The sequence below is a fragment of the Bacillus paramycoides genome (assembly GCF_001884235.1).
GTDB classification, from domain to species: domain Bacteria; phylum Bacillota; class Bacilli; order Bacillales; family Bacillaceae_G; genus Bacillus_A; species Bacillus_A paramycoides.
The window spans coordinates 85,632-97,026 of sequence record NZ_MAOI01000071.1; the positions used below are offsets into that span (position 1 = coordinate 85,632).

The following is an 11,395-nucleotide window of genomic DNA, read 5'->3' on the forward strand; positions in this document are numbered from 1 at the left end:
ATAGAAAATTATTAAACTTAATGTAATAATTTCTGTAGGAAGTTGAATTATAATTGTTAAATTCAGAATATTTTGATATATTTAAAAGTGTAGGACAAGATTTTTTTGCATAATACTCTTACATAAATTTCAAAAACAAGTTTGGAAGGGGATGTACAAGAGTTGGATAAAAATCTTAAGAAAGACCTTAAAATACGCCACATTACAATGATTTCAATTGGCGGCGTAATAGGGGCTGGTTTGTTTGTTGGAAGTGGTGCAGTTGTGCATTCTGCAGGACCAGGTTCTATCGTTTCATATGCATTAGCGGGACTTCTAGTCGTTTTCGTCATGAGAATGTTGGGGGAAATGGCAGCTATTAACCCGACAAGTGGTTCATTTGCAACATATGCACGAGAAGCAATTGGTCCATGGGCGGGTTATACAATTGGATGGCTATATTGGTTTTTCTGGGTAATTGTAATTGCGATAGAAGCGACAGCAGGTGCTGGTATTATTCAATATTGGATTCCGCAAATCCCGCTTTGGTTATTGAGCTTAATATTAACAATATTATTAACGTTAACGAATGTTTTTTCGGTGAAATCATTTGGAGAGTTTGAATATTGGTTTTCTTTTATTAAAGTAATAAGTATTGTTTTGTTCCTTTCTCTTGGACTTGCTGTTATTTTAGGACTTGTCCCAGGAACGGAAGCACCTGGTACTTCAAATTTAATTGGACAAGGTGGATTTATGCCAAATGGTATAAGTTCGGTGTTGCTTGGTATTACAGTTGTTATATTTTCATTTATGGGATCAGAAATCGTAGCAGTAGCGGCTGGTGAGTCTGCTGAACCTGTAAAAGCAGTAAAAACAGCAACAAATAGCGTGATTTGGCGTATTCTTGTATTTTTTATTGGATCTATAGCGGTAGTTGTTACGCTTCTTCCATGGAATTCAGCAAACATACTAAAAAGTCCGTTTGTAGCGGTACTTGAACATATAGGGATACCAGCGGCAGCACAGATTATGAATTTTATCGTTTTAACAGCTGTACTTTCATGTTTGAATTCAGGTTTATATACGAACTCAAGAATGCTATTTTCTATGGCAGAAAGAGGAGATGCTCCAAAGGCATTTTTAAAGTTGAACAGTAGTGGTGTTCCTGTTCGGGCAGTTTTATTTGGAACTTTCTTCGCCTATATCGGTGTTGTATTTAGCTACATATCTCCAGATAAAGTTTTTTTATTTTTGGTGAATGCATCTGGTGGGATTGCGTTACTAGTTTATCTCGTTATTGCAGTTTCGCATTTAAAGATGCGTAAAAAAATGGGGAAAGTAGAACAAGAAGATTTGAAAGTGAAAATGTGGCTTTTCCCGTACTTAACGTATGTTACAATTGCCGCTATTATAGCAGTTTTAGTTGCAATGTTTGCAATTGAATCCTTACGTTCACAAGCGATTTTAACGATGATTGTTACAGTTCTTATTATAGTTTCTTATTTTATTTTTAATAGAAATAAAACTAGTTCAGCTTTGAGTCCTAAAAATAGGAATGAAGAATCTGTGCGATTCTAATTTCTTGTTTTCAAAGAAAGTTACATCCAATCATTGCTAGAAAAGATTCATATATAAGTAAAGAAACAAGTAATTACTATTAGCATAGTGGAAATGAACTTTTTTCTTGACTTTTTATATGAAGGAGAGCAAAATGGTAAAAAAGGAAGGGGGGATGATGATGGAAGAGTACGTATTAGACCTGTATAATCTGCTATATACGACAGAGTGGCAAGATATTGTTTCGTTTCTTGGGATATTATTTTGCATGAAAATTGTAATTGTATATATGGAAGAGCAAGGTATGTTCTATTCCTTCTCATCCCCGTTCGATTTGCAACGTGAGCCGTTGCTAAACTATGCCAATGTAAAATACGAACAAATTCCTTTTGTTATATTCTTTATGATTCGTTTTATAACGGCGATTGTGAAGAAGAAGGAAAGTGACGAAGAAGAATGCCATCCAACTTGTTATATAGCCAACGCTTTTTAAGCTAAATACAAGGAGGAGATTTATATGTGGTTTCGATTTCTTATGATTGGTTTCTTTTCATTAACAGCAATTTCATTAATGGGATATCAGGTGTCTGAAATATTTCAAGCGTATAGCAGTACGTTTTTTAACAAAAACTAATCGCATTGCTATTTGAATAATAAAGCGATAAAATCCTTCTTAAGAAGTATTGTTAAGAAGGATTTTTTCTTTGTTTAATCTTACTGTGTCAAAGTATTGTCACATTTACACCGTGAATAATATGTTAAAATAGTGAGGTTAATTATACATATTTGAAAGAAGAGGAGTGACCAATTTGGTAGATCAATCAACAAATCAGAAAAGCTATGCTCCTATTGTGATAACGCTTTCTGTAATTGTAAACGCGATTATTTTATTTTTGTTCTTTGGACCTGTTGGATATGAAGGAGAATTACATTTTGATGTAACTATCTTACCAATGTTAAATGCAATTTTTAATAGTTTTACGTTTGTATTTTTATTAGCAGCTTTATTCTCTATTATTAAAAAGAATGTAAAAATGCACCGTGGTTTTATTCTTGCAGCATTTACAACGACTTTATTATTTTGTGTGTCATATTTATCGTATCATTACTTGGCACCAGCAACGCATTTTGGAGGAGAAGGTTTCATTAAATATGTGTATTTCTTCATTTTAATTACACATATTATCCTTGCAGCGATTATCGTACCACTTGCATTGTTCGCACTTGTATTTGGTTTTACGAATCAATTAACACGTCACCGTAAAATTGTACGTTGGACGATGCCAATTTGGTTATATGTAAGCTTATCTGGTGTTATTGTTTACTTAATGATCTCACCTTATTATCAATAAAAAATCTCAGCCTAGAGGCTGGGATTTTTTTGTTAAGCAAATTTGTTTGTGAAATTTTAAAAATATGGTATACAAAAGTATAGTTGCTTTTAATATAGAAGGGTGGTAAATAAGAATATGCAAAATTTTGTATTTCGTAATCCAACAAAACTTATTTTTGGTAAAGGACAATTAGAGCAGTTAAAAACTGAAATTCCACAGTTCGGTAAAAAAGTTCTTCTCGTATATGGAGGAGGAAGTATTAAAAGAAACGGTATTTATGATAATGTAATTTCTATTTTAAAAGATATAAATGCGGAAGTGTTTGAGTTGACAGGTGTTGAACCGAATCCTCGTTTATCAACTGTAAAGAAAGGGATTCAAATTTGTAAAGACAATGGAGTTGAATTTATTTTAGCAGTTGGTGGAGGAAGTGTAATTGACTGTACGAAAGCGATTGCTGCTGGTAGTAAATATGATGGAGATGTATGGGATATTGTAACGAAAAAAGCATTTGCTAGCGAAGCGTTGCCATTCGGTACTGTTCTAACTCTTGCGGCAACAGGTTCTGAAATGAATGCAGGCTCTGTAATTACAAACTGGGCAACAAATGAAAAGTATGGCTGGGGCAGTCCAGTTACATTCCCTCAGTTTTCAATTTTAGATCCAGTTCATACTGCGTCTGTGCCGAGAAATCAAACAATTTATGGTATGGTCGATATTATGTCGCACGTATTAGAACAATATTTCCACCATGGAACAAATACAGAACTACAAGATCGGTATTGTGAATCGATTTTAAAAACAGTAATAGAAACAGCTCCTAAGCTTTTAAATGATCTAGAAAGTTATGAGCACAGAGAAACAATTCTATATTGTGGAACGATGGCGTTAAACGGTATTTTAGCGATGGGAGTAAGAGGAGATTGGGCAACCCATAATATTGAGCATGCAGTTTCTGCAGTTCATGATATACCACATGGAGGTGGCCTCGCGATTTTATTCCCGAACTGGATGAAGCATGTTGTGGATGAGAATGTGAATCGTTTTAAACAGTTCGCTATTCGTGTGTTCAATGTAGAATCAGATGGGAAAACAGATAAAGAAATTGCAATAGCGGGGATTGAAGCATTACGCCAGTTTTGGACGTCAATTGAAGCGCCAGTAACATTAGCAGATTACGGCATTGGGGAAAATGAAATTGACTTAATGGCGGATAAAGCGATGGCTTATGGTGAATTCGGTAACTTTAAAAAATTAAATAAAGATGATGTTCTTGAAATTTATAAAGCTTCTTTATAAGCAATTTGAGAGTGAGACCCTATTTGATCGGAGTATCAAATAGGGTCTTTTTTGATTGTTTATTAACGGAATTGAATGTTAGTGATTATTTTTGATTGATTTTGATTGATTTTTGTGATCGTTTTCATTATACTGTAATCAAAGGAGAGGTGAATAAAATGTTAACTCCTGAACGTCATCAAATGATACTACAGCTTGTAAAGGAACAGAAAGTTGTTAAATTGCAGCAATTAGTTGAAAGAACGGAAAGCTCTGAATCGACAATTCGTCGTGATTTAGCGCAATTGGAAAAACAAAGGTTATTAAAAAGAGTTCATGGCGGTGCCTCTATATTAACTGGAAAAGGGCAAGAGCCAACGATGGTTGAAAAATCATCCAAAAACATTCATATAAAACAACAAATTGCCAAGTATGCCGCTAGCAGTGTTGAACAAGGTGATTGCATTTATTTAGATGCAGGAAGTACGACTTTTGAAATGATTCCGTTTTTAATAAATAAAGATGTTACTGTCGTTACAAATGGTCTTATGCATATTGAAGCTTTAGTTGAAAATAACATTCGGGCGTATTTACTAGGCGGAATGATGAAGAGTAGGACGAAAGCTTTAATTGGTGCCATGGCACAGGAAAGTATGCAAAAATATCGTTTTGATAAATGCTTTTTAGGAGCTAATGGTGTACATGAACAGTTAGGGTATACAACACCAGATCCAGAAGAAGCACTTTTGAAACAAATGGCATTAACATTAGCAAACGAAGGGTATTTCTTAATTGATGAAAGTAAATTTTCAGAAGTTGCGTTTGCGAAAATTGCAAATGTTGAAGAGGCAAACATTATTACAAACTATTTAGAAATTGATTTAGAAAAATATAAAAGACAAACCAATGTAATTGAGGCTGATAAACAATGATCTATACAGTTACTTTAAACCCATCTATTGATTACGTAGTACAAGTTAATTCTTTCGATTTAGGAACAGTAAACCGAGCGGAGAAAGATATGAAGTTTCCTGGAGGAAAAGGAATCAATGTTTCTCGTGTTCTTCATCGTTTAGGTGTTGAAAATGTAGCGCTTGGTTTTACAGGTGGATTTACTGGTCAATTTATTGAAAATGTATTACATGATGAAGGTGTAACAACAAACTTCGTACAAGTAGACGGAGATTCACGAATTAATGTGAAAATAAAAGGACAAGAAGAAACAGAGTTAAATGGACAAGGTCCTATTGTGACAAATGAGCAATTTGGGCAGTTAATGAAAAAAATTGAAAGTATGCAACTTGGAGATTGTGTTGTACTAGCAGGAAGTGTACCAGCTTCTATTCCAACTACCTTTTATGAATCAATCGCAGCGTTTGGAGCAGAAAAAGGTATTCGTGTAGTAGCAGATGCAAGTGGAAGTGCGTTAAAACATGTAATTAAAAATAACCCATTTTTAATAAAGCCAAATCATCATGAACTTGGTGAGTTATTTGGAGTGGAGCTTTCAACAGTAGAAGACATTTTACCGTATGGAAGAAAATTAATCGAACAAGGTGTAGAGCACGTTATAGTATCAATGGCCGGAGATGGAGCTTTATTATTTACGGCAGAAGGTATATATGAGGCGACTGTCCCGAAAGGTATTGTTATTAACTCAGTTGGAGCAGGGGATTCTCTTGTTGCAGGATTTGTAGGGAAATATGAACAGACAAAAGATATTGAAAAGGCATTTCAATATGGTGTTGCAACAGGGAGTGCAACAGCATTTTCAGCAGATTTATGTACAAAGGAAAAAGTAGAAGAATTATTGTCGCAAGTAATTGTCACAAAGCGATAGGGGGAAACAACATATGAAAATTACAGAACTATTAAAAAGGGATACAGTCATTATGAATTTGACAGCTTCAAATAAAGAAGCTGTCATAGATGAATTAGTTGAGAAATTAAACGGAGCAAATCGTTTAAATAGTAAGGCTGAATTTAAAGAAGCTATTTTAAAGCGTGAGTCACAAAGTACAACTGGAATTGGTGAAGGTATTGCAATACCTCATGCGAAGACGAAGGCAGTTAAGCAACCAGCGATTTGTTTTGGCAGAAGTGTAAGCGGTATCAACTATGAATCGCTTGATGGACAGCCCGCACATTTGTTTTTTATGATTGCTGCAAGTGAAGGGGCGAATAATACTCATTTAGAAACGTTATCTCGTCTCTCTACGTTATTGATGGATGAAGGGTTTCGCAAGCAATTATTAGAAGCAAAGGATGAAGATGAACTTCTCCGTTTATTTGATGAAAAAGAGAATGAAAAAGAAGAAGAAGTTGAAGTAGCAAAACCAGAAGGGAATGAACCATATGTATTAGCTGTTACAGCTTGTCCGACTGGTATCGCTCACACATATATGGCTGCTGATAGTTTGAAAGCAAAAGCGGCAGAGTTAGGGATTGCGATTAAAGTTGAAACGAATGGATCAACAGGTGTAAAGAACGGTTTAACGAAAGAGGATATCGATCGTGCAACAGCAATTATTGTCGCTGCAGATAAACAAGTAGAAATGAACCGTTTCGCTGGGAAGCATGTCATTCAAGTGCCGGTAGCTGATGGTATTAGAAAAACTGAAATCCTTCTTAATAGAGCTGTAAAACAGGACGCGCCAATCTTTAAAGGTGTTAAAGAGAATGGGAAGGCAGAAAGTGTTGAGAAAGGAAAAGGGTTAGGAATCTATAAGCATTTAATGAGCGGTGTAAGTAATATGCTTCCATTCGTTGTTGGTGGCGGGATTTTAATCGCACTAGCATTTATGTTCGGTGGAATTAAGGCAAAAGGTCCCATTGCTGAAATATTAATGGCTATTGGTGGTGGAGAAAAAGGAGCTTTCTTATTCCTTGTTCCAATTTTAGCTGGATTTATTGCAAGCTCTATTGCTGATCGTCCTGGTTTTATGCCTGGTGTTGTTGGTGGCTTTTTAGCAGCACAAGCGAATGCTGGATTTTTAGGTGGATTAATTGCAGGTTTCTTAGCAGGATATGTTGTTGTCGGTTTGAAAAAGCTATTTTCTGGTTTGCCAGCGCAGTTAGAAGGGATTAAACCGGTCTTGCTATATCCGGTATTTGGGTTATTAATTACAGGTGTTATCATGTTAAAAGTAGTCAATCCACCTGTAGTTGCGTTAAATGAAATGTTAACGAGTTGGTTAAATAGTTTAGGTGGTACAAATGCTATACTATTAGGTTTAATTTTAGGTGGTATGATGGCAATTGATATGGGGGGACCAATTAATAAGGCGGCGTTTACATTCGGTATCGCTGCAATTGCGGCAGGAAACTTTGGTGTACATTCAGCAGTTATGGCTGGTGGTATGGTACCTCCACTTGCAATCGCACTAGCAACTACAATCTTCAAAACGAAGTTTACAGAAGCAGAACGTAAATCTGGCTTAACAAATTATATCATGGGAGCGTCATTTATTACAGAAGGTGCGATTCCATTTGCAGCTGCAGATCCAGTTCGAGTAATTGTAAGTTGTGTTGTTGGTTCAAGTATTGCAGGTGCCTTATCTATGTTATTTCAAATTACATTGCCAGCACCGCATGGTGGACTTTTTGTCATCGCATTAGTAAATAAACCTTGGCTATATATTTTCTCTATATTAATAGGGGCAGTTGTTTCGGCTCTTATGATGGGGATTTGGAAGAAAAAAGTTAATTAAAAGGTAAAAAGGGACAGCTAGCGGGAGCTGTTCCTTTTTTATTACAAAAAAGTGGTTTAATAATTGAATCATGATGGATTTTGGTAAAAGATGTAATGGAAAACGATTTTTTTGTAACAAAACAGTAATATTGTAATTTTTTCTGGAAAAAAACTCTCATACTAATATGTGGGAAATATATGAAAACTATTGATAATTTTGGTAGAAATACAATTCTTTAATATGGAAATTTATGTTACAAATCATTAATCGTTTGTTACGAATGCTTTGTAATTTTGTGATTTTCGAAATTCCGTAAAAAACTGTTGCTATAATGAGAACACGAAAACAAAGCGAATGGAGGCTATTCATGAAAAAATTATTAGGTATAGCAACGGCAGCAGTTTTTGGTCTTGGGATTTTTGTAGGTTCTGCAAAAGCAGAAACGATTGTAACGACAGATGTATTAAACGTTAGGGAAACCCCAACTGTAGAATCAAAACTTGTAGGTAAAATGTTAAGTGGAAATAAATTAGATGTTATAAATACAGAAAACGGATGGTCAAAAATTAAATTAGACGGTAAAGAAGCGTTTGTAAGTGCTGAGTTTACGAAAAGTACTTATTATGTAACAGCAAACGTATTAAACGTTCGTGCTGGAGCGAATACTGACTCAGAAATTCTTGGCACGCTAAAAAAAGATGACGTGATTGAAACGACAAATCAAGTGCAAAACGAATGGTTACAATTCGAATATGGTGGGAAAGCGGCATATGTTCACGTACCATTTTTAACAGGTACAGCACCTGTTATTGAAAGAAAAGAAATTCCAGCTCAAGCTGAAGCGCCAACTAAGGTGAAAACGGCGGTTAAAAATGATACGGCAGTTAACAGAAAAGCACCTGCTAAGAGTGAAGAAACAAGTAAACCAGAAGCGCAAGCGAAGCCGACAGCTAAATCAGTGGCGAAATCTACTGAAACAAATGCACCAGCTGGTGGTCGTGAAATAACAGTAGAAGCGACAGCGTACACAGCTAATCCAAGTGAAAATGGTACATATGGTGGTCGAGTGTTAACTGCGATGGGTCATGATTTAACAGCGAATCCAAACATGAAAGTTATTGCTGTTGATCCGAAAGTAATCCCTCTTGGATCAAAAGTGTGGGTAGAAGGGTATGGAGAAGCAATTGCTGGAGATACTGGTGGCGCGATTAAAGGAAACCGTATTGATGTTCTAGTTGGTTCAGATGGTAATGCGGATAGTTGGGGTCGTAAATCCGTTAAAGTGAAAGTTATACAATAATTTATCTGTATTAAAATAAAAAACGGCTGCTTGAAAATGTCTAAGTAGCCGCTTTTTTTATATGAGATTCACTGAAAGGGATAAACCGTTTTACCTGTAATAATTTTATACGCGCTGCAAAATTGAGTTTGCATGTACTCTGTATTTTTATTTTCTGGATGTAACGTCGTTTCTTGAAGGGTAGAATGAAAGGAACGTAGTAAACAATTTAAGGCGAAGTATAATTCTTCTTGTGAACAATTTTGTTCTTTTGTAGCAGTAGCTAAAATGAGGTCTTTTGTTAATGATGAAAAATCGATAGTGGTTTGTTTCATAGTCATTGCACCCTCTCCGAGCTATTTTTAATCATGTATATGCAAAATTGGACAAACTATGTTCTTTTTTTATATATAATTTCATGTACTGGATTCAAAGAACTTGCAATCACACCATTAAAATTGGTAAGATTGGGTATAATGATTAGGTGGAGTATATTACATAAAGAGAGTTGAGTTATATGGGAGAAGTGCAACGTGAAAAAGTTGCTGTCATCATTGGGCCAACTGCTGTCGGAAAGACGAAATTAAGTATCGATCTTGCAAAAGCATTGAATGGTGAGATTATTAGTGGTGATTCCATGCAAATTTATCGTACGATGGATATTGGGACTGCAAAGGTAACGACGGATGAGATGGACGGAATTCCGCATTATATGATTGATATAAAAAATCCGGAAGATTCATTTTCTGTGGCGGAATTTCAAGAACGTGTTCGTAAGTACATTCGAGAGATTACAGAGCGTGGGAAATTACCGATTATTGTTGGTGGAACTGGCCTTTATATACAATCTGTTTTATTCGATTACCAGTTTACTGATGAGGCTGGGGATGCTATATACCGAGAGCAGATGGAAAAGTTAGCGTTAGAACGCGGTGTGGAATATGTACATAAAAAATTGCAAGAAGTAGATCCAGAAAGTGCGGAGCGTATTCATGCAAATAATGTAAGGCGTGTTATTCGGGCGTTAGAAATTTTTCACACGACGGGTGAAAAAAAGAGTAACCAGCTCGAAAAACAAGAAAATGAGTTACTGTACGATGTTTCATTAATTGGCTTGACAATGGATCGAGAAATGCTATACGATCGCATTAACTTACGTGTTGACCTAATGGTTGAACAAGGTTTATTAGAGGAAGTAAAAGGTCTGCATGAAAGAGGAGTGCGAGAGTGTCAATCTATTCAAGCGATTGGTTATAAAGAGATATATGATTATTTTGAGAATCGTGTCTCTTTAGAAGAAGCGGTATCACAATTAAAGACGAATTCACGCCGTTATGCAAAACGTCAATTAACGTGGTTCCGTAATAAAATGGATGTCGCGTGGTTTGATGTTACTGATGGTGAAAAAACGTCAGAAATTTTACGATACATAGAAGGAAAGCTACAACTAAAGTCGAATAATAGTAAGTAGAGAAAAAGAGGAGGATTCGACATGAAGCAATCAATCAATATTCAAGATCAGTTTTTAAATCAACTCCGTAAAGAGAATACGTTCGTTACGCTGTACTTATTAAATGGTTTTCAGCTTCGTGGATTAATTAAAGGGTTTGATAACTTTACAGTCCTACTGGAAACAGAAGGTAAGCAACAGCTTATTTATAAACATGCAATTTCTACATTTGTACCTCAAAAAAATGTTTCAATTGAATTAGAGTAGTAATGAATTGTACATAACAAAAAAGAGCGAGTTTCTCGCTCTTTTTTTATTTGTCATAAACAATAAATAGTGAAATTTAAGCGATTCTAAATATAGTAAGTCGAACGTTAGTGTTTCCGGTTGAAGGGAGCGTAATCTCGTTAAGAGTAGATTGGAGAGAAATATTTGCGCCAGCTGCTAAAGTTTCAATTGTTGTAAAGGAAAGCGAGTCGCCTATTAAATTAGAGGAGAAATTATCTGTTGCGACTGTACCATTTATTGAAATTCCAACACCAAATGGGGCGCCGCCTGGTGCAGTTGTAGAGATTGAGACGCTAATTACATAAATACCAGCATTGACGACGGTAACTGTGTCTGTGCCTTTAAAAATAATATTGTTTACATTAATTGCAGTGCCGAAAATGAAGTTATTAAATTGGAGTACAGTTTGTTGAATATTATTTTGTACAACAATTGTCGCGATTGGGAAGTTTGGTCCAGTCGGTCCGGTAGCGCCCGTGATACCTTGAGGTCCAGTGGCGCCAGTAGCACCCGTGATACCTTGAGGTCCAGTAGCCCC

At 35.7% G+C, this 11,395-nt stretch carries 12 protein-coding genes; 10 read left to right on the plus strand and 2 right to left on the minus strand.

Annotated elements, in window-relative coordinates; translation table 11 throughout:
* Positions 1-162 precede the first annotated feature (162 nt).
* From gabP to entD, 8 genes are all read left to right on the plus strand, one after another.
* Positions 163-1,557 carry a GABA permease gene (gene gabP, locus BAU28_RS14815; RefSeq protein WP_071718951.1) on the plus strand — a complete coding sequence of 465 codons (1,395 nt, stop codon included), beginning with the start codon at positions 163-165 and terminating at the stop codon, positions 1,555-1,557.
* A gap of 133 nt (positions 1,558-1,690) precedes the next feature.
* Positions 1,691-2,029 (plus strand): hypothetical protein, encoded by a 339-nt coding sequence (locus BAU28_RS14820; protein ID WP_178939137.1) that lies wholly within the window; start codon positions 1,691-1,693, stop codon positions 2,027-2,029.
* 316 nt (positions 2,030-2,345) lie between these two features.
* Positions 2,346-2,888 carry a DUF420 domain-containing protein gene (locus tag BAU28_RS14830; RefSeq protein ID WP_002173006.1) on the plus strand — a complete coding sequence of 181 codons (543 nt, stop codon included), beginning with the start codon at positions 2,346-2,348 and terminating at the stop codon, positions 2,886-2,888.
* 117 nt (positions 2,889-3,005) lie between these two features.
* Positions 3,006-4,169, plus strand: coding sequence for an iron-containing alcohol dehydrogenase (locus tag BAU28_RS14835; protein WP_071718952.1), 1,164 nt, complete (start codon positions 3,006-3,008; stop codon positions 4,167-4,169).
* 158 nt (positions 4,170-4,327) lie between these two features.
* Positions 4,328-5,080: a DeoR/GlpR family DNA-binding transcription regulator gene (locus BAU28_RS14840; RefSeq protein ID WP_071718954.1), complete on the plus strand. Its 753-nt coding sequence runs from the start codon at positions 4,328-4,330 to the stop codon at positions 5,078-5,080.
* Positions 5,077-5,988: a 1-phosphofructokinase gene (gene pfkB, locus BAU28_RS14845; RefSeq protein WP_048371516.1), complete on the plus strand. Its 912-nt coding sequence runs from the start codon at positions 5,077-5,079 to the stop codon at positions 5,986-5,988. Before BAU28_RS14840 ends, pfkB begins: the two co-directional genes overlap by 4 nt.
* Positions 5,989-6,001: 13 nt before the next feature.
* The gene (locus BAU28_RS14850) at positions 6,002-7,858 is read left to right on the plus strand and encodes a PTS fructose transporter subunit IIABC (RefSeq protein WP_071718955.1); all 1,857 of its coding nucleotides are present in this window, start codon (positions 6,002-6,004) and stop codon (positions 7,856-7,858) included.
* Between the two features lie 349 nt (positions 7,859-8,207).
* A complete protein-coding gene (gene entD, locus BAU28_RS14855; RefSeq protein WP_048371513.1) occupies positions 8,208-9,140 on the plus strand; it encodes a cell wall-binding protein EntD in 933 nt (310 codons plus the stop codon).
* A gap of 68 nt (positions 9,141-9,208) precedes the next feature.
* On the opposite strand, the gene BAU28_RS14860 is transcribed toward entD, so the two are convergent.
* A complete protein-coding gene (locus BAU28_RS14860) occupies positions 9,209-9,454 on the minus strand; it encodes a hypothetical protein (protein ID WP_033719435.1) in 246 nt (81 codons plus the stop codon).
* A gap of 182 nt (positions 9,455-9,636) precedes the next feature.
* On the opposite strand from BAU28_RS14860, the gene miaA reads away from it, so the two are divergent.
* Positions 9,637-10,590 (plus strand): tRNA (adenosine(37)-N6)-dimethylallyltransferase MiaA, encoded by a 954-nt coding sequence (gene miaA, locus BAU28_RS14865; RefSeq protein WP_071718956.1) that lies wholly within the window; start codon positions 9,637-9,639, stop codon positions 10,588-10,590.
* A gap of 21 nt (positions 10,591-10,611) precedes the next feature.
* On the plus strand, positions 10,612-10,836 hold the full coding sequence (gene hfq, locus BAU28_RS14870) for an RNA chaperone Hfq (protein ID WP_000813896.1): 225 nt from the start codon (positions 10,612-10,614) through the stop codon (positions 10,834-10,836).
* Positions 10,837-10,912: 76 nt separating this feature from the next.
* Here the strand turns inward: hfq and BAU28_RS29240 are convergent.
* A partial coding sequence (locus tag BAU28_RS29240; RefSeq protein ID WP_083594727.1) for a collagen-like protein occupies positions 10,913-11,395 on the minus strand: 483 nt, incomplete at its 5' end.